This window comes from Arenibacterium halophilum (assembly GCF_005938225.1).
Taxonomy (GTDB): Bacteria; Pseudomonadota; Alphaproteobacteria; order Rhodobacterales; family Rhodobacteraceae; genus Arenibacterium; species Arenibacterium halophilum.
This window is the reverse complement of sequence record NZ_VCPC01000003.1, coordinates 226,725-244,293: the sequence shown is the minus strand read 5'-3', so window position 1 is coordinate 244,293 and position 17,569 is coordinate 226,725. Positions and strand designations below refer to the sequence as shown.

General features: G+C 65.1%; 20 protein-coding genes. 7 read left to right on the top strand and 13 right to left on the bottom strand.

The features are described from left to right. Position 1: 1 nt before the first annotated feature. Genes def (FGK64_RS14385) through def (FGK64_RS14375) form a run of 3 tightly spaced genes read right to left on the bottom strand, consistent with a single transcriptional unit; the run spans position 2 to position 1,511 of the window. Positions 2 to 496 (bottom strand): peptide deformylase, encoded by a 495-nt coding sequence (gene def, locus FGK64_RS14385; protein ID WP_138864536.1) that lies wholly within the window; start codon positions 494 to 496, stop codon positions 2 to 4. Beyond that, complete coding sequence (gene def, locus FGK64_RS14380) at positions 493 to 993, bottom strand: peptide deformylase (protein ID WP_138864535.1); 501 nt, start codon at positions 991 to 993, stop codon at positions 493 to 495. The genes def (FGK64_RS14385) and def (FGK64_RS14380) overlap by 4 nt, the downstream gene beginning before the upstream one ends. Beyond that, positions 993 to 1,511, bottom strand: coding sequence for a peptide deformylase (gene def / locus FGK64_RS14375; protein WP_138864534.1), 519 nt, complete (start codon positions 1,509 to 1,511; stop codon positions 993 to 995). Before def (FGK64_RS14375) ends, def (FGK64_RS14380) begins: the two co-directional genes overlap by 1 nt. Positions 1,512 to 1,606: 95 nt before the next feature. Here def (FGK64_RS14375) and FGK64_RS14370 point away from each other — a divergent pair, with 95 nt between their 5' ends. Beyond that, the gene (locus tag FGK64_RS14370) at positions 1,607 to 2,782 is read left to right on the top strand and encodes a MalY/PatB family protein (RefSeq protein WP_138864533.1); all 1,176 of its coding nucleotides are present in this window, start codon (positions 1,607 to 1,609) and stop codon (positions 2,780 to 2,782) included. 142 nt (positions 2,783 to 2,924) lie between these two features. Here FGK64_RS14370 and FGK64_RS14365 read toward each other — a convergent pair whose 3' ends face one another. Next, positions 2,925 to 3,284, bottom strand: a complete 360-nt coding sequence (locus tag FGK64_RS14365; protein ID WP_138864532.1) for a hypothetical protein — start codon at positions 3,282 to 3,284, stop codon at positions 2,925 to 2,927. Positions 3,285 to 3,486: 202 nt separating this feature from the next. Between FGK64_RS14365 and FGK64_RS14360 the strand changes: the two genes are divergently transcribed. Next, positions 3,487 to 4,470 carry a glutathione S-transferase family protein gene (locus FGK64_RS14360; RefSeq protein WP_138864531.1) on the top strand — a complete coding sequence of 328 codons (984 nt, stop codon included), beginning with the start codon at positions 3,487 to 3,489 and terminating at the stop codon, positions 4,468 to 4,470. On the opposite strand, the gene FGK64_RS14355 is transcribed toward FGK64_RS14360, so the two are convergent. Beyond that, positions 4,467 to 4,826 carry a response regulator transcription factor gene (locus FGK64_RS14355; RefSeq protein ID WP_138864530.1) on the bottom strand — a complete coding sequence of 120 codons (360 nt, stop codon included), beginning with the start codon at positions 4,824 to 4,826 and terminating at the stop codon, positions 4,467 to 4,469. The two genes, FGK64_RS14360 and FGK64_RS14355, sit on opposite strands and share 4 nt — an antisense overlap. 230 nt (positions 4,827 to 5,056) lie before the next feature. Here FGK64_RS14355 and FGK64_RS14350 point away from each other — a divergent pair, with 230 nt between their 5' ends. From FGK64_RS14350 to FGK64_RS14340, 3 genes are read left to right on the top strand one after another with little or no spacing between them, the layout of a single operon-like run. Beyond that, positions 5,057 to 6,022 (top strand): threonine-phosphate decarboxylase, encoded by a 966-nt coding sequence (locus tag FGK64_RS14350; RefSeq protein ID WP_138864529.1) that lies wholly within the window; start codon positions 5,057 to 5,059, stop codon positions 6,020 to 6,022. Beyond that, positions 6,019 to 6,942, top strand: a complete 924-nt coding sequence (gene cbiB / locus FGK64_RS14345) for an adenosylcobinamide-phosphate synthase CbiB (protein ID WP_138864528.1) — start codon at positions 6,019 to 6,021, stop codon at positions 6,940 to 6,942. The genes FGK64_RS14350 and cbiB overlap by 4 nt, the downstream gene beginning before the upstream one ends. 44 nt (positions 6,943 to 6,986) lie before the next feature. Further along, positions 6,987 to 8,159, top strand: coding sequence for a lytic murein transglycosylase (locus FGK64_RS14340; protein ID WP_138864527.1), 1,173 nt, complete (start codon positions 6,987 to 6,989; stop codon positions 8,157 to 8,159). A 56-nt stretch (positions 8,160 to 8,215) separates the two neighbouring features. On the opposite strand, the gene FGK64_RS14335 is transcribed toward FGK64_RS14340, so the two are convergent. The 3 genes from FGK64_RS14335 to FGK64_RS14325 form a co-directional block, all read right to left on the bottom strand. Continuing rightward, on the bottom strand, positions 8,216 to 9,001 hold the full coding sequence (locus tag FGK64_RS14335) for a transglutaminase-like domain-containing protein (protein ID WP_246057774.1): 786 nt from the start codon (positions 8,999 to 9,001) through the stop codon (positions 8,216 to 8,218). Between the two features lie 109 nt (positions 9,002 to 9,110). Further along, on the bottom strand, positions 9,111 to 12,566 hold the full coding sequence (locus FGK64_RS14330; protein ID WP_138864526.1) for a chromosome segregation SMC family protein: 3,456 nt from the start codon (positions 12,564 to 12,566) through the stop codon (positions 9,111 to 9,113). A gap of 126 nt (positions 12,567 to 12,692) precedes the next feature. Continuing rightward, positions 12,693 to 13,094, bottom strand: coding sequence for a hypothetical protein (locus FGK64_RS14325; protein ID WP_210236577.1), 402 nt, complete (start codon positions 13,092 to 13,094; stop codon positions 12,693 to 12,695). Between the two features lie 140 nt (positions 13,095 to 13,234). Here FGK64_RS14325 and FGK64_RS14320 point away from each other — a divergent pair, with 140 nt between their 5' ends. Then, positions 13,235 to 14,005, top strand: coding sequence for a FadR/GntR family transcriptional regulator (locus tag FGK64_RS14320; protein WP_138864525.1), 771 nt, complete (start codon positions 13,235 to 13,237; stop codon positions 14,003 to 14,005). Positions 14,006 to 14,158: 153 nt separating this feature from the next. On the opposite strand, the gene FGK64_RS14315 is transcribed toward FGK64_RS14320, so the two are convergent. The 5 genes from FGK64_RS14315 to FGK64_RS14295 form a co-directional block, all read right to left on the bottom strand. After that, the gene (locus tag FGK64_RS14315; RefSeq protein WP_138864524.1) at positions 14,159 to 14,719 is read right to left on the bottom strand and encodes a F0F1 ATP synthase subunit B; all 561 of its coding nucleotides are present in this window, start codon (positions 14,717 to 14,719) and stop codon (positions 14,159 to 14,161) included. A 5-nt stretch (positions 14,720 to 14,724) separates the two neighbouring features. Then, entirely contained in the window at positions 14,725 to 15,294 is a 570-nt protein-coding gene (locus FGK64_RS14310; RefSeq protein WP_138864523.1) for a F0F1 ATP synthase subunit B', read from the bottom strand. A gap of 87 nt (positions 15,295 to 15,381) precedes the next feature. Next, positions 15,382 to 15,618 carry a F0F1 ATP synthase subunit C gene (locus tag FGK64_RS14305; RefSeq protein WP_138864522.1) on the bottom strand — a complete coding sequence of 79 codons (237 nt, stop codon included), beginning with the start codon at positions 15,616 to 15,618 and terminating at the stop codon, positions 15,382 to 15,384. A gap of 76 nt (positions 15,619 to 15,694) precedes the next feature. Then, positions 15,695 to 16,456 carry a F0F1 ATP synthase subunit A gene (locus tag FGK64_RS14300; protein WP_138864521.1) on the bottom strand — a complete coding sequence of 254 codons (762 nt, stop codon included), beginning with the start codon at positions 16,454 to 16,456 and terminating at the stop codon, positions 15,695 to 15,697. Beyond that, a complete protein-coding gene (locus FGK64_RS14295; protein ID WP_138864520.1) occupies positions 16,446 to 16,823 on the bottom strand; it encodes an AtpZ/AtpI family protein in 378 nt (125 codons plus the stop codon). The genes FGK64_RS14300 and FGK64_RS14295 overlap by 11 nt, the downstream gene beginning before the upstream one ends. 231 nt (positions 16,824 to 17,054) lie before the next feature. Here FGK64_RS14295 and FGK64_RS14290 point away from each other — a divergent pair, with 231 nt between their 5' ends. Beyond that, positions 17,055 to 17,396: an ArsR/SmtB family transcription factor gene (locus FGK64_RS14290; RefSeq protein ID WP_138864519.1), complete on the top strand. Its 342-nt coding sequence runs from the start codon at positions 17,055 to 17,057 to the stop codon at positions 17,394 to 17,396. The last annotated feature ends 173 nt before the right edge of the window (positions 17,397 to 17,569 follow it).

Below are 17,569 nucleotides of genomic sequence, written 5' to 3'. Positions count from 1 at the left end.
CCTAGCCCCCCTTGCGCGCGCGCCGCAGCAACATGTCGCGCTTTACCTTGGATAGCCGGTCGAAATACATCCGCCCTGCCAGATGGTCGATCTGATGCTGGACGCTCGTCGCCTCCAGCCCCACGAAATCGCGTTCGATCACGGCGCCGGTGTCATCCATGTAGCGCACGGTCACGGCACGCGGGCGGCTGATCTTGGCCGAGACACCGGGCAAGTTCGGGCTCGCTTCTTCATGATCGCGGAACTCGACCGAGGCGTGCAGTACCTCGGGGTTCGCCAGACGGATCGCGCGGCCCCGCTCGGCCGAGGCATCGACAACCGCCAGCCGCAGCATCACCCCGATCTGCACAGCAGCCAGCCCGACGCCGGGCATCGCCTCCATCGTGTCAATCATGTCGTCCCAGATGGCGCGAATCTCGTCGGTGATCTCGGCCACGTCCTCGGCCCTGGCGCGCAGGCGACGGTCGGGCCACGGCAGGCAGCGGCGCACAGTCATTGCGGCACCTCGCCATAGGCGGCTTCGGCGCACTCGCGGGCCTCGGGCGAAACGCGGTCGAAGGTGACCGTGCCGTTCAGATGGTCCAGCTCGTGCTGCACACAGGCGGCGGCGAATCCTTCAAACCGGCCCGTTCGCGCGGCGCCGGTTTCATCGGTCCAGGCCATGTCCACCCATTCGGGCCGGGCCACGCCGACCAACACGCCGGGGATCGACAGGCAGCCTTCGTCTCGGTTGACCGTTTCGCCCGCGTGATCTGTGATCTCGGGGTTGATGAAGACCATCGGCGCGGGCGTGCCGTCTTTCCAGTCCGTGTCAGTGATGAAGATGCGCTGCATCGCCCCCACCTGCGGCCCCGCCAGACCCCGGCCCGGCGCGGCATAGAGCGTGTCGAACATATCGGCGATCAGGTTGCCCATCTCGGCGCCCTCGGGCACCGGGGCGCAGACCTCGCTGAGGCGTGGATCGGGCCAGCGCAGGATCGGCAGCACCGCCATCAGCCGCGCGCCCGCTCGCGCTTCAGCTTCTGCATCTTGCGGGTGATCATCTGGCGCTTCATCGGCCCGATGTAATCGATGAACAGCTTTCCGTTCAGATGGTCGATCTCGTGCTGGACGCAGGTCGCCCACAGCCCGTCAAAGCCTTCGGTCTGTTCCTTGCCGTCGCGGTCGATCCAGCGGACCTGAACCTCGGCCGGGCGGGTGACCTCGGCATATTGTTCGGGGATCGACAGGCAGCCTTCCTCGTAGACGCTGGTTTCGTCGGAACTGGCGATGATTTCAGGGTTGAACATCACCAGCGGGCGCGGCGGAACGCCGTCTTCTTTAACGCAATCCAGCACGATCAGCCGATCCAGCACACCGATCTGCGGCGCGGCCAGCCCGATGCCCGGCGCGTCATACATGGTTTCCAGCATGTCATCGGCCAGCCGGCGCAGCTCATCCGACAGGTCGGGCACAGGGGCGCAGACCTTTTTCAGGCGCGGGTCGGGATGGATCAGGATATCGCGTTTCATGGGCTGGATTTAGGCGATTGCCGCAGCCATCGCAACGCCCCTTGCGCCCAGGCGCAAAGCAGATAGCGTGCACCACGGCAAAGAAGAAGGCGAACATGACAAATTTTAACGAGTTAATCGAACGTCGCGGTACCCATTCCAGCAAATGGGATATGATGGAAGCGGTCTATGGCGTTTCGGCGGACGACGGGCTGCCGATGTGGGTCGCCGACATGGATTTCCGCGCGCCCGACTGCGTGGTGGACCGCCTGCGCGCTGCCACCGAACACGGCATCTTCGCCTATGCCAACAACACGGACGAATTCAACGGCGCGATCCAGTGGTGGATGCGCGAACGCCACGGGTGGGAGGTTCAACCTGATTGGATTTTTACCACCACCGGATTGGTGAACGGCGTCGGCATGTGCCTGGATGCCTTCACCCAGCCCGGCGACCAGGTCCTGCTGTTCACGCCGGTCTACCACGCCTTCGCCAAGGTGATCCGCAACGCCGGGCGCGAGGTCGTCGAATGCCCAATGCCGCAGATCGACGGGCGCTATGTGATGGACACCGAGGCCGCCGAGGCGCTGGTCACCGGCCGGCTGCGCATGGTGATCCTGTGTTCGCCCCACAACCCGGGTGGCCGGGTCTGGAGCGTGGACGAGCTGCGCGCCATTGGCGATTTCTGCAAGCGCCACGATCTGCTGTTGCTGTCGGATGAAATCCACCACGACATCGTGTTCGACGGCCACAGGCACACGCCGATGCCGCTGGCCGATCCGTCGATCACCGACCGGTTGCTGATGCTGACGGCGCCGTCGAAAACCTTCAACGTCGCCGGATTGCACACCGGCAACGTGATCATCCAGGACGAAACGCTCCGCGCGCGGTTCGCGGCGCGGATGTCGGCATTGAACCTAGCAGGCAACAGCCTGGGCCAGTTCGCGCTGGCCGCCGCCTATTCGCCCGAAGGCGCGGTCTGGGTGGATCAACTTGTGCCCTACCTTGATGCAAACCGGCATCTGCTGGATGAGACGATCAATGCGATACCCGGATTGCGCTCGATGCCTTTGGAATCGACCTTTCTCGCCTGGGTGGATTTTTCGGGCACAGGCATGACCGAGGCCGAGTTTCTGAAACGGGTGGAAGGCGATGCGCGGATCGCGGTGAACCATGGTAAAACCTTTGGCACTGGTGGCGCGCAATTCATGCGCTTCAACTTCGGCACCCAGCGCGCCCGCATCGAAGAAGCCTGCAAGCGATTGAACACCGCCTTCGCCGATTTGCAGTAGGGTAAGAGGGGGCTCTGCCCCCGGCCCCTCCGGGACTCCCCCGGGATATTTGGCCCCAAAGAGACAAATGTCTGTCACAACTCTTTGGGGGTCAAATATCCCCGCCGGAGGCATCGCGCGTCAGCGCGATTTTAGGTTTGCCTTAGCTGCGGCGACGATATTCGATGTAGCCAGACGGCGCATCAGGGGGCAGGTAGAAATCGAGTGGGGCGTTCTGCTGGGCCTGGGTTGCCCGTTTGAACTCATACCGCATTTCACCCATCTCGTCGCCACTGGCGACAATCAGACAAGAGTAAAGGTGCCGCGCGCCATCGTAGAGATCGACGAGGCCACGCAGCGGCGGCACGGTGTCAAGCTCGACCGAGAAGCCATCGGCGCGCAACGACAGTACGGGGTATTCGTCTTGCCCCGCGCGAACCCTCAGGCGGCTGGCCTTTTTCCGGCTGGCGATTTGGGCGGCGCGCAGCCCGTCTTGCAGATCTTTCGGCAGAAATGTCGTCATCTGTGTCGCTCCCCCGAGGATGAGTTCAAGAATGGCGCGCTCCCATCGCAAATCAAGCAAAGATTCAATGACATTTCGTTTCCGATCCGGCCTTCGGCCCTGACCTGTGCATGAACGCATAGCGCAAGTGCGCTCTCCGGGCTTTGGTCTGGCGGGGCGGGCGCTAAGTTTCAACGGAACACGGCATAGGAGGAATATTGAAATGGGCGCTTTGGTAAAGGGCGAATGGCAACCGGGCAGCTTGGGCAAGCTGGCCAGTGACGGAGAGTTCAAGCGGTCAGAAACGATGTTCCGCAACTGGGTCACGGCAGATGGCAGCGCCGGACCGACTGGCGAGGGCGGTTTCCCGGCGGAGAGCGGGCGTTACCATCTGTTTGTCAGCTATGCCTGCCCTTGGGCGCATCGCACCCTGATGTTCCGCAAGCTGAAGGGGCTTGAACCTCATATCGGCGTCAGCGTCGTGCACCCCGACATGCTGGACAATGGCTGGAGCTTTTCCACCGATTTCCCGGGCGCGACAGGGGACGACCTTTTCGGGTCCGATTATCTGTACGAGGTCTATCAACGCGCGGCATCGGATGTATCCACCCGCGTCACCGTGCCCGTCCTATGGGACAAACAGCGCGGCACAATCGTTTCGAACGAAAGCGCCGAGATCATCCGCATGTTCAACAGTGCCTTTAACGGGCTGACCGGCAACACCGACGATTACCATCCCGCAGAACTTGCCGATGGCATCGCCGAGGTCAACGCGCGGGTCTATGACACGGTAAACAACGGCGTCTACCGCGCGGGATTTGCCACGACGCAAAGCGCCTATGACACAGCCGTACATGACCTGTTCGACACCTTGGATTGGCTTGAGGCACGTCTATCCGAGTCGCGGTACCTGATGGGGGATCGCATCACCGAGGCCGACTGGCGCCTGTTCGCGACACTGATCCGGTTCGATTCGGTGTATCACCTGCATTTCAAATGCAACCGACGCCGGATCGTGGATTACCCGAACCTGTGGGGATTCACCCGCGAGCTGTACCAGTGGCCTGGCATCGCCGAGACAGTGCACTTGGATCACATCGTGCGCCACTATCACTATAGCCACGAGAACATTAACCCGAATCGGATCATTCCGATCAATCCCGTGCTTGATTTGACAGCACCGCATGGGCGCGGCCCGCGCGGTTAGTTCACGGCGTAATGTTCAACCATAGCCGCAAGATCAGCTGCCGGGGTGCTGCTTTGCAGGTAGGCACAGGCGTTGCGGCTATGGGCAAAAATCGACCCGTCTGAAAAGAAGCTGGTGTTGGTCACAAAGATCACGCGGACGTCGGGTTGCCAGAAACTGGCAAAATCCGACACCGCAAAGGCTGAACCGTGCTTGAGCACGAGGTCCAGTACCATCACTTCGAATTCAGCTTCCTGCAGTGCCTCGACAGCGGCGGTCTGCCCCTCTACCAATGTCACGCAGGCCCCCTGACGCTCCAGATGGCGCTTCCACAGCGCACCAAGATCGGTTTGGCTTTCGACAATAAGAACGTTCATCCGATTTCCACCTGATGCAGTTCACCATACGTCACTACAAGCGCGGCAACCCCCAGTAGGAGGAGGCATGGAGGAGAGTAGGGATCAAACTAGTTAACAAGGCGTTAACGCACGACCAAAAGTATGAATTTCTGACGAGAAACTTGCGGTTTCGGCCTGATTCCGCTTAACGCTCGACAAAGTTCGGCAGGAAAAGGCTCGGCGGCGGTCCGAGGCCCAGGCGAGGCGGGATGCAGCAGACATCAGGAACGGAGAGTGGCGCGCGCGATCACGGTGGAGGGCTGGACGCAGCGGCGGCCCGGTTTGGTGGCACCCGTTCTGACTGGATCGACCTGTCGACCGGCATTAACCCCCGCCCCTATCGCATTTCCGGATTTGCCCCTGATGACTGGACGGCGCTGCCCGATAGGCTTGCATTTTCCCGGCTCGACCGTGCCGCGCGGGCATTCTGGCGCGTGCCCGACACCTGCAGTGTTCTTGCCGCCCCCGGCGCGTCTGCCCTGATTGCGCGCATTCCGGCTCTGGCCGCACCGGGCCGGGTTCGGATCGACTGGCCAACCTATAACGAACACGGCGCCGCCTTTGCGGCACAGGCTTGGCATGTGACCGAGGGCAGCGACGGCGGAGCGGACGCAAGAGTCATCGTCCATCCCAACAACCCCGATGGCCGGGTGTGGAGCGACTCGGACGCAGACGCGCCGCTGACCGTGATCGACGAAAGTTTCTGCGACACGATGCCCGCGCAATCGCTTGTTGCATTGGCCGAACGGCCCGGCGTGATCGTTCTGAAAAGTTTCGGCAAGTTCTGGGGGCTGGCGGGCTTGCGGCTGGGCTTTGCCATCGCGCATCCCGACACGTTGAACCCACTGGCCGAGATGATCGGCCCCTGGGCGGTGTCGGGCCCTGCCCTGCGGATCGGTGCCGCGGCCCTGACCAATCCGGCTTGGGCCGCAGATACCCGCACGCGGCTGGCGCAAGACGCCGCGCGGCTGGATGCGATGATGGTCCAAGCCGGCGCCGAGGCGCCTTGCGGCACCGATCTGTTCCGCCTTTACCGCGTAGACGATGCGCAAGCCTGGCAAGAGCGTCTGGCGCGCCACTATATCTGGACCCGAATCTTCCCTTGGTCCGACACGCTGATCCGCCTTGGGTTGCCCGACGGCGACGGCTGGTCCCGCCTGAAAGACGCGCTGTGACCCTGATCCCGGCCGCTGCCCTGTTGCTGGATGCTGCGCTTGGTGAACCGCGCTGGCTGTGGCATCGCCTGCCGCACCCGGCGGTGCTGATGGGGCGCTGCGTCGGCGCTCTTGATGCAACCCTGAACCAAGGCCGCGCGCGCAGGCTCCGCGGTGTAGGGGCGGTGGTCCTGCTGGTGGTGGGAGCAGCGACGGTCGGGTGGGTCCTGCAACAGGCCGGCTGGCTGATCGAATGGCTTGCCGCCGCGATCCTTATGGCGCAACGCTCGCTGGTCGATCACGTGTCCGCTGTCGCCCGGGGCCTGCGCCGCTCGCCTGCTGAAGGCCGCAATGCCGTTGCGATGATCGTCAGCCGCGATACCGCCGGGATGAGCGCGCCGCAGGTCGCCCGCTCGGCCATCGAAAGCGCGTCGGAAAACCTGTCGGACGGCGTGGTGGCACCATTGTTCTGGCTGATCCTCTGCGGCTTGCCCGGGTTGATGGTTTACAAGATGGTCAATACAGCCGACAGCATGATCGGCTACCGCACCCCGCGTCACGAGGCGTTCGGATGGGCCGCCGCCCGGCTTGACGATGTGCTGAACCTTGCCCCAGCGCGCCTGACGGCTCTGTTGATCGCGGCGCTCACCGGCGGGCTGTCGCGCTGGCCCGAGATCGCGGCCGATGCGCGTCGGCATCGTTCGCCCAATGCCGGCTGGCCCGAGGCCGCCATGGCCCGCGCGCTGGATGTCGCCCTGGCCGGGCCGCGCAGCTATGACGGGCAGATGAGAGACTTTCCCTTTGTTCACCCCACCGGCCGACACGGCATCGGCGCTGCCGAGATCGACGGGGCGGTGGCGATCCTCTGGCGGGTCTGGGCGGCGCTGCTGGCCATCGCGCTTGCGGTTGCACCCCTTGGCGCGCTGCCGTTTACTGGCTAGGCCCGCAACACCCGCGAACCATTCCCATTTCAAGGACACCCTTCATGCGCAAACTGCTTTCCCTTTCGCTTGCCCTGCTGCTGCCCGCCCTGCAGGCCCAGGCCGAATGCGGCGGAAACTTTGGCCAATTCATCGACGGGTTGAAACAGGAGGCTGTACAGCAGGGGCACTCACCCGAGCAGGTCAACGCCTTCTTTCGCGGCGTGCGGCAGGACCCGGCCGTGCTGAAAGCCGACCGCGCGCAGGGCGTATTTCAGAAACCGTTCATCGAGTTTTCGCGCCGCCTGATTTCAGCCGACCGGCTGAACCGGGGCAAGGCGAATGCCCAGAAATATGCAGATGTCTTCAACCAGATCGAACGCGACTACGGCGTGTCGCGCGGTGTGCTGCTGGCCTTCTGGGCGTTCGAGACCGATTACGGGGCGTTTCAGGGCGATTTCAACACCCGCGACGCGCTAGTGACGCTAGCGCATGACTGCCGCCGCCCCGAGCTGTTCCGTCCTCAGATCTTTGCCGCGCTCGAGCTGTTCAGACACGGCGATTTCGACCCGGCCCGCACCACCGGCGCCTGGGCCGGTGAAATCGGCATGGTCCAGATGCTGCCCCGCGATATCCTCGAAAACGGGGTCGACGGCGATGGCGACGGGCATGTCACGCTGAAGACCTCTGCTGCCGATGCGCTGATGTCAGGCGGGCGTATGCTGGCCTCGCTCGGCTGGCAAAAGGGGCAACCCTGGCTGCAGGAAATCACCGTGCCCGCTGGGTTCGACTGGTCGCTTTCAGGCTTGGAGGAAACCCGCAGCACAGCCGATTGGGCCGCTATGGGCATCACGGCGCGCCAGGGGCAACTCGCCGATGGCGGGCTGGCGGCCTCGGTACTGGCACCCCAGGGGCACAAGGGGCCGGTCTTCCTCGCCTACCCCAACTTCCGTGTGTATTTCGAGTGGAACCAAAGTTTCGTCTACGTGATGACAGCGGCCTATTTCGCCACCCGCCTCGAAGGCGCGCAGGTCTACGATGCTGGCACCCCTGACACCGGGCTGTCCGGTTCCCAGATGAAAGACCTGCAAGGAAAACTGTCCGCGCGCGGGCACGATGTGGGCAAGATCGACGGAATACTTGGCGCCAACACCCGCGCCGCCGTGCGTGCCGAACAGGCGCGGCTGGGGATTATCGTGGACGGCTGGCCCACACCTGCGCTGCTGTCGAAACTATAGCAGAGAACGGCGGGCGGGGCGCCTTTGCGCAGCAAACAGCGCCGCTCCGCCCCGCTTCATGCCTCGTGGACCTCGACGACCTGGCGCAGCAGATCCGCCCGGCCGAAACAGGTCAGAAAGGCAATATCCGCCGCATCGCGCCCCACGCCGATCACCGCCATCCGGTCAGCCGACGACATCCCTGTCGGATCCGCCAGATGCCAGACCCCATCCAGCCAGACCTCGACCACGGCATGGAAATCCTGCGGCGTGACCCCCAGGCCGAACACCGAAGCAACCCGCGCCGGAACGCCCCCGGCTCGCAGAAACGACACCAGCAGGTGCGCATAGTCGCGGCAAATCCCTTCACGATCGAGGAATGTCTGGTCCGCGCCGGTGCTCGGACCGCTGCTGCCTGGGACGTAGCTCAAATGCCCCGCGATCCAGTCAAGCGAGGCCTGCACCAGCGCCCCACCGCCAAGGCCGGGAAACTCATGCGCCACGAAGCTCTGAAACCGGTCCGAGGGACAGAACCTAGACGGTAACAGGTAGCGCGTCGGCTCCGCCCCCAGCTGATGCGGCGGCACCGCCGCCATCCCCGCAAAGTCGGGGCACGGGCGATCCACCGCAACCCGCGCCTGATAGGATACGGTCAACGGTCCGCCGCTGCGCAACCACACGCGCGTGCCCAATCCGTCTTCCCCCGGAATGCGCCCCGTGTGCTCACCCGCCGGCATCTCGATCTTTTCCTGCAGCACACGCTGCCCCGGCGCATCCGCCGCTGCCTCGATCTGCAACAGAATATCGCTGGTCCCGGCCAGCCCGTATTCCAGCTGAACGCCGACCGTCATCTCGATTGTCATGGAAGCCCCCACTTGAGTCCCGGCCAAACGCGCCACCCCGTCCCGGGTTCCCGAACGGGACGGCGGGCGGGGCGAATTTGCGCAGCAAAGAGCGGCGGTCCGGCGGCCCTCAGGCCACCATCTGCTCGGCCTTCTTCAGATCGACCGACACCAGCTGGCTCACGCCCTGCTCCTGCATCGTCACCCCGAACAGCCGGTCCATCCGCGCCATCGTCACCGCGTGGTGCGTGATGATCAGGAACCGGGTCTCGGTCTGGCGGCACATCTCGTCCAGCAGGTCGCAGAACCGCGTCACGTTGGCGTCGTCCAATGGCGCATCCACCTCGTCCAGCACACAGATCGGCGCCGGATTCGCCAGGAAGACGGCAAAGATCAGCGCCATGGCGGTCAGCGTCTGCTCACCCCCCGACAACAGCGACAGCACCGACAGCTTTTTGCCGGGCGGCTGGCACATGATCTCCAGCCCGGCCTCAAGCGGATCGTCGGATTCCACCATCACCAGGTTCGCCTCGCCGCCGCCGAACAAGTGGCGGAACAACATCGCAAAGTTGGAATTCACCTGCTCGAAGGCCGTCAACAGCCGCTCGCGTCCTTCGCGGTTCAGGCTGGCGATCCCAGAGCGCAGCGTCTTGATCGCCTCTTCCAGGTCCGCCTTTTCCGAGGTCAGCGTGTCAAACTCGTTTTGCACCTCGCGCGCATCCTCTTCGGCGCGCAGGTTCACGGCGCCCAGCGCATCGCGCTGGCGCTTGTGGCGGTTGACCTCGGTTTCCAGTGTCTCGGCGTTGGGCATGTCGCCCGGCGCGGTATCCAGTTTGTTCAGCAGCTGGTTGGGAGTCAGCTGCCGGTCTTCGGCGATGCGCTCGGCGGCCGCCGTTACCGTTTCGCGCGCCGCTTCGGTGCGGGCTTCGGCGGCAGCCCGGGCCTCGCGCGCCTCGGACGCCGCGCGTTCGCTGTCGCGCTCGGTCTGGCCGGCCTCGCGCAGCGCCGCCTCGCCCTGCGCCAGCGCTTCGGACGCCGCCGCGCGACGCGCCTCGGCGCGTGCGATATCCTGCGCCAGCGCCGCGCCCTCGGCCGCAATCCGATCAGGCGCACCACTGGCCTCGGCGAGTTCGGCCTGCGCCTCGTCGCGCCGCGCGTTCAATTCCGCGATCCGCTTTTCGGCAGTGTCCAGCCGGTGCCGCCACCCACTGATTTCCTTGGTCACCTCCTGCGCGCGACGGGTGCGTTGTTCACCTTCGCGGCGCAGTTCGTCGTGCGAGGACCGCCGGGTCAGCATGGTGATCCGCGCCGCCTCGACCGTTTGTTTCACGTCTTCGATCAGCGCCCGCGCCTGCGCCAGATCGCCCAATCCAGCCAACCCGGCTTCGGCCTCTTTCACCTGCGCGCGCGCGGCCAGCGCGTCTTCCTGATGGCGCGAGACGGCAAGGCCAAGGTTTTCCAGCCGGCCCTGCGCCAGGTTGCGCTCGGCCTCGGCGCGGGACAGGGCGCGGGCCGCATCGGCCACCGCCTGATCGGCCCGGCGGCGGGCGTCGCGCGCGGCCTTGTCGGCGGCGGTCTGTTCGGCCAACAGGCGTGTCAGCGTTTCATGGGCCTGCCGCGCGCCATCGGCGCGGGCCGTCACCTGCACCATCTCGTGCTTCAACGCCTCCAGCCGGTTCAGCTGCTCAAGCCGCAGGGCCGCCGCGCTTGGCGCATCTTCGGCCCAGGCACGGAACCCGTCCCAGCGCCACAGATCGCCCTCGAGCGACACAAGCCGCTGACCGGGGCGCAGGTGCGGTTGCAGCGCCGCCGCCGCGTCGCCATCGACCACCCCGATCTGCGCAATCCGCCGTGCCAGCGCGGGCGGGCCCGAGACATGGGCGGCCAGCGGCTGCACACCGCCGGGCAGCGGCGCGACCTCGGCGTAGTCGGGCAGATCGACCCAGCCAGACGGCCCGTCTTCTTCAACCAGAGGCGCGCGCAGATCGTCGGCCAGGGCCGCCCCCAGTGCCTTTTCATACCCGGTCGCCACTTTCAGCGCGTCCAGAACCTGCCCGCCCTCAGCGGTGTCGCGATCCAGCAGCTTGGCCAGTGCCGTCACCTCGGCCCGCAACGCCCCCGCCTCGCCCTCGGCCTCGGACCGTTGCGCACGGGCTTCGGCCTCGCGCGATTGGGTCTCGGCCCGGGCTTCGTCTATTGCCGCCAATTCGCCCTCAGCCGCCTCGGCCGCCGCGATACTTTCGCTTTCCGCGCGTTGGGCCGTGGTGAAATCCTGCGCCGCGCGAGCCAGCTTGCCGCGCGACTCCTCAACCGCAACGCGGGCTTTCTCGGCTTCGGTTTCGGCTCGGGCCAATGTTTTGCGGCTGTCGTCCAGAAGGCGCTGCGCCGATTGGTGGCGCGCGGCCAGACGGGCCACATCTTCGGTTTCCTGGCTCAGCGTGGTTTCGCGGTCCCGCAGAACCGAAGCCGCGTCCGATGCCGCCTGCGCCGCCTCGGCCAGACGCGCGTCATGGCCCTGCCCCGCCTTGGCCAGCTCGCCCTGTTCCCATTCCAGCCGCTGGATGGTGTCGCCCGCATCGCGGTTCAGCCCCGTTTCGCGGTCGATGTCCTTGCCCAGTTGCTCGATACGTCCGGTCAGCGTGTCGATGGTCTGGCGCGCGCGGTCTTCCTGATCTTTCAGCGTATCGCGCTGCACCATCAGCCGTTGCAGCACCGCACCCGCGATAGCCTCTTCCTCGCGCAGCGCCGGCAGCGCCTCTTCGGCATTGGTCCGCGCCTTGATCGCCTGTTGGGCGGCGGTTTCGGCCCGGGTCGCGGCGCCGGTGCGGTCGCGCAGGGTGGCATCGGCGGTGGCGCGGGCGTCGTCGGCCTCTTTCCAGCGACGGTACAGCAGCATCCCCTCGGCCAGCCGCAGCGCCTCGCCGATCTCGCGATAGCGGGCGGCTTGCTTTGCCTGCCGCGCCAGTTGCGACAATTGCGCGGCCAGCTGTTCCAACACGTCATCGACGCGGGTCAAGTTCGATTCGGCGCCGTTCAGCTTCAACTCGGCCTCGTGCCGGCGCTGGTAAAGCCCCGAAATCCCGGCGGCCTCTTCCAGAATGCGGCGGCGCGCTGTGGGCTTGGCGTTGATCAGCTCGGCAATCTGGCCCTGCCGCACCAGCGCGGGCGAATGGGCGCCGGTCGAGGCATCGGCGAACAGCATCTGTACGTCGCGCGCCCGCACGTCGCGCGCGTTGGCCTTATAGGCGCTGCCCACATCACGGGTGATGCGGCGCACGATTTCCAGCTGGTCGGCGTCGTTGAACCCCGAAGGCGCCAGCCGGTCAGAGTTGTCCATCACCAGCGTGACCTCGGCGAAATTGCGCGCGGGCCGGGTCGCGGCCCCGGCAAAGATCACGTCTTCCATGCCGCCGCCCCGCATTGCGGTGGGGCGGTTCTCGCCCATCACCCAGCGCAGCGCTTCAAGCAGGTTGGATTTACCACAGCCGTTCGGCCCCACCACCCCGGTCAGCCCATCGGCGATGATCAGGTCGGTTGGGTCCACGAAGCTTTTGAAGCCGGACAATCTGAGCTTGTTGAAACGCACGCGGATCCTGTGGGCGCAATGATTCCGATGAGGTGTCAGCTTGCAGTCGGTGGCGGGGTGCCGTCAACCGGTTCACGCTGCATCTGGCAAAGGAGCGCCGGTTATCCACAATATATTGCGAGACACTTAAATGGGACGACACTCGATTTCCTGCGGAAGGGCGCGGGGGCCCGCCACCTGTGCCAAGCCCACTGGCCAGCAGCTGTATTCCGGCGCTTGCTGGCGCGGGGCCGCGGGCGGGGCGCCCTTGCACGTCAGCTCGGCCACGATCTGGGCCTGGTCGCCGGCCATCTTGCGCACGGCGCAGCCGCTGGCGCCTTCGATCGCCACCTGCGCGCGCGCACCGATGGGCCCGACGCGAGGGGCATATTGGGCGTTCACGCGGATCGCCTCGGCCCGGTTGTCCTTGACGCGCACGTCGAAGGTGGACCCCTCGACCGTGATGCGCGTGGCGGGAACGCCGCGAAACCCCGGCCCGGCGGTGTTGCAGGCGGTCAGCAGCAGGACAACAAGGCAGAGGCAGCGCATGGGCGATCCTTTCCGCCGCAGCTTGCCAGCCAGATGGTTAACAAATCCCTGCCGCGCGCGCAGGGATTGTCGTTTTCGCACAAGCTGGCTAGGGTCGCGCCCTATCCGCCGCCCGCGCGGAGAAGTGCAGGACCAAAGCGATGCCGTTTCAGAAAGTGCAGCCCGACAAGCTTTCGACCTATGTGGTGCGCCAGATCGAACTGCTGATCCTGCGCGGCATCCTGCGCCCCGGCGAACGCCTGCCGGCCGAGCGCGAACTGTCGGAACGGCTGGGCGTATCGCGGCCCAGCCTGCGCGACGCGGTGGCGGAATTGCAGGACCTGGGTCTGCTGACCACCCGGGCCGGATCGGGGATTTACGTGGCCGATGTTCTGGGTTCCGCGTTTTCGCCAGCCTTGCAGCGGTTGTTTTCGATCCACGACGAGGCGGTGTTCGATTATGTGTCGTTCCGCCGCGACATCGAGGCGCTGGCCGCCGAACGCGCGGCACGGCTTGGGTCGGATTCGGATTTGCAGGTGATCCAGACCGTGTTCGATAAGATGGAAGCCAGCCATTCCAAGCGCAACCCCGAGGAAGAGGCGCGGCTGGACGCGCAGTTTCACAGCGCCATCATCGAGGCCGGGCACAACGTGGTGATGCTGCACATGATGCGGTCGATGTACGATCTGCTGCGCGAGGGCGTTTTCTATAACCGGCAGGTGATGTTCAAGCAGCGCACCTCGCGCGCGGCCCTGCTGGACCAGCACCGCGCCATCAACACAGCCCTGCAGGCGCGCGACCCCGAAGGCGCCGCGCAGGCGGTTCGGGCGCATCTGAGCTATGTCGAATCTGCCCTGCGCGACAAGCAGCGCGCCGACCGCAACGAGGACATCGCGCGGCAACGCCTGAGCCACGAGCAGAGCTTGCGGTAGGGTATTGGCGTAGAGGGGGCTCTGCCCCCACCCGCTGCGCGGGTTCCCCCGGGATATTTGGCCCCAAAGAATATTCGGCGGCGCGCGGATGGCGCATGCATGAAAAAACCCGGCGCGGGGGCCGGGTTGCTTCGGTGGTCGATGGGGCGCGGCCTAGTGCAGCTTGGCGTCGACCTGTTTGATCGACTCGTCGATCAGCTTGTTGCCCTGTGCGGCGGTCATCTGCTTGGCCATCACTTCTTTCGCTGCGGCGACGGCAATCGCGATGGCGCGGTCCCGCACGTCCTTGATGGCAGCGGCTTCGGCCGAGGCAATCTGATCCTGTGCTGCGGCAATGCGCCGGGCGATCGAGCGCTGCAGATCCTCGCGCGCCTGTTCGGCGGCGGCAGCGGCTTCGGATTTCGCGGTTTCCACGATCCGGTTCGCCTGGGTCTGCACCTCTTGCTGCTTGCGCTCGTAGGAGGCCAGCAGGGTCTGGGCCTCTTCCCGCAGGGCGCGGGCTTCGTCCAGATCGGATTTGATGCCGGCGGCCCGCTTGTCGAGCATTTCGCCGATCTTGCCCGGAACCTTGAAGTAGAACAGGATCGCGATGAACAGGATGAAGGCCAGCAGGACAATGAAGTTGGTATTGTCGAGCGAGAAGAACGGCCCCGAGGCCGCCAGCGCGGGGCTGGCTGTCAGGGAGGCGAGCGCGATGGCAAGAAGGGTGCGCATGTCGCTTATCCTTTGATCCGGGTGTCGACGGCGGCGCCGATGGCGTCTGCGTCGGGGGTGCCGCCAAGGGCCGCGACCAGTTCGGAGGCGGTATCGCGGGCCACCGTGTTCACGGCTTCCAGCGCGCCGGCGCGGATTTCGGCGATGGCCTTTTCCGATTCGGCGGTGCGTTCCGCGATGTCGGCATCGGCCTGTGCGATGGCGGCGTCGAGATCGGCCTGGATGTCGGCGCGCGCTTCGCCAGCGATTCGCTGGGCTTCGCTGCGGGCATCTGCCAGGGCCTTGTCATAGGCGGCTTCGGCATCGGCCGCGCGCGCCTTGAGATCTTCGGCGGCGGCGATGTCGTTGGTAATGGTGCCGGCGCGTTCTGCAAGGATCGCCCCGATGCGCGGCAGGGCCACGCGGGACAGCACCAGGTAAATCACGATCAGCGAGACCACGAGCCAGAAAATCTGGTTCGGGAAGGTGCTGAGATCAAGTTGCGGCATCCCTGCCGCTTCGCCCGCCTGATGCGCGGCAACGCCGGTCGCGTCGGCCAGGCCCTCTCCGACGGCTTCTTGCGTCTCGGTTGCCATGTCGTTCTCCGTGGATGCTGCCAGTACATCGGGCGGGCGCGGATGCCGCGCGCCGCCCGACCGTAAGGAATGATGGTTCGTCGCGGTTTAGACGGCGAACATCAGCAGCAGAGCAACGAGGAACGAGAAGATCCCCAGGGCTTCTGCGAAGGCGATGCCGATGAACAGCGTCGCGGTCTGGCTTGCGGCACCCGACGGGTTGCGCAGCGCGCCTGCCAGGAAGTTGCCGGCAACGTGGCCCACACCGATGGCTGCGGTGCCCGAGCCGATGGCTGCCAGGCCTGCGCCGATGAATTGACCGAGTTGTGCGATATCGCCTTCCATGTGTTCTCTCCTTACGATGGAATGGTTGTGATGTCTGGGCGGGTGCGCAGCTGCGCAGGCCCGCCGGTGTTCGGGATCAGTGAGCCGGGTGCAGCGCGTCGCGCAGGTACACACAGGTCAGGATGGTGAAGACGTAGGCCTGGATGAAGGCCACGAGGACCTCGAGACCGTAGATCGCGGTGACGCCAAGAACGGCGATGGGCGCGATTGCGGTGACCTGGGCGAAGCCGGCGAAGACCTTCAGAACCGCGTGGCCCGCCATCATGTTGCCAGCCAGACGAATGGAGTGGCTGACGGGGCGCACGAAGTACGAGATCAGTTCGATGATGGCCAGGACCGGGCGCAGGGCCAGCGGGGCGGACGACACCCAGAACAGGCCGAGGAATTTGGTGCCGTTCTTGATGAAGCCGAGGATCGTCACGGCGAAGAACACGCCAAAGCCCATCACGGCGGTCACGGCGATATGGCTGGTGGTGGTGAAGGAGGCCGGGAGCAGGCCAAGGAAGTTGGCACAGACGATGAACATGAACAGTGTCATGATGTAGGGGAAGTATTTGATCCCGTCCTTGCCGGTTACGTCTTCGACCATCTTGTAGACGAAGCCATAGGCCATTTCGGCGATCGACTGACCGCGCGACGGCACGATGGCACGGCGCGACGTGGACAGCACCAGCAGCGCGATGACGGCAAGGATGGTCAGCGCCATCCATAGGGTCACGTTGGTGGGCGTGTACCATGCAATCGGGCCATCGCCGAACAGCGGCTTGACGATGAACTGATCCATCGGGTGGAAGCTGAGACCACCGCCTTGTTCTGCACCATGCGCTTCAGTTGCCATGCGTCCTTGTCCCTTGTTCGTCCCCGTCGTCACCCGCGGGGCCCTGCGTCTGCTCGGCGGCCTGTTCGGCCAGCCGGTCGTCCTGAATTTCCCGGGCGCTTGCCAGCATCACCTTGATGCCTGCGGCAAGACCCAGCAGCGTAAACAGCACCAGGAAGATCGGGAGTGTCCCGAACAGACTGTCCAGCCCGTACCCGATGCCAAAGCCGATCCCCAGACCGGCCACAAGTTCGATCACCATCCGCCAGGCCAGCTGCGCCTGGGTGTGGTGGTCACTGCCCTTGGGCTTGGGGGCGCTGGCCTGTTTGGCCGCCGCGATCCGTGCCTCAAGCTGCGCCATGCGCTGCTTATGGTCGTCATTCGCCACCCTGAATGCCCTCGCAAGTGCTGGCATGGTGCTAGTCGGGTGGAGCAGCGGAGTCAATCGGTTGAAATCGCGGGGTGTGGCGGGAGTTAGTTTGTTGTTTTAATGAGTATATTTGGAATGATGAAAGAGGGGGCGGGTGCCTGTTTCGCCGTGCGGAGGGCTGAAACCGGGGTCAGGGCATATTCAACCCGCTGGTTGACGGTTGCCGGGCGGGCGGGCAAGGGTGGCGCCATGAGCCCGAGCCTTGATACCGTCTTTTCAGCCCTTGCCGACCCGACGCGGCGCGAGATCCTGCGCATGCTGCTGGAGGATGACATGGCGGTGACCGATGTGGCCGAGCCCTTCGAGATGTCGCTGGCGGCGATTTCCAAGCACCTTGTCATCCTGACACGGGCCGGTCTGATCAGCCAGGAGAAGCGCGGGCGGGTGAAGTGGTGCAAACTGGAGCCGGGCGGGATGCGTGCGGCGAGTGTCTGGATGCAGGGGTTTGGGCAGTTCGAGCCGGTGAACCTGGATGCGTTCGAGCGGTTCCTGGAACGCGAATTCGCCGAAGGAGGCGACGGAGCGGAATAGTCGGGGGTAGAAACCGGCCGGGACAGCGCGTGGCGCGCCCGGCCGTTGGTCAGAGTTGCGTTAGAGAACGAAGCCGACGATGGCCAGAACGATAACGACCAGGCCGACGAGATAGATGATGCTGTTCATAATGTGTCCTTTCACGTAGCTGTGACAGGAACGCACGCCGGGCC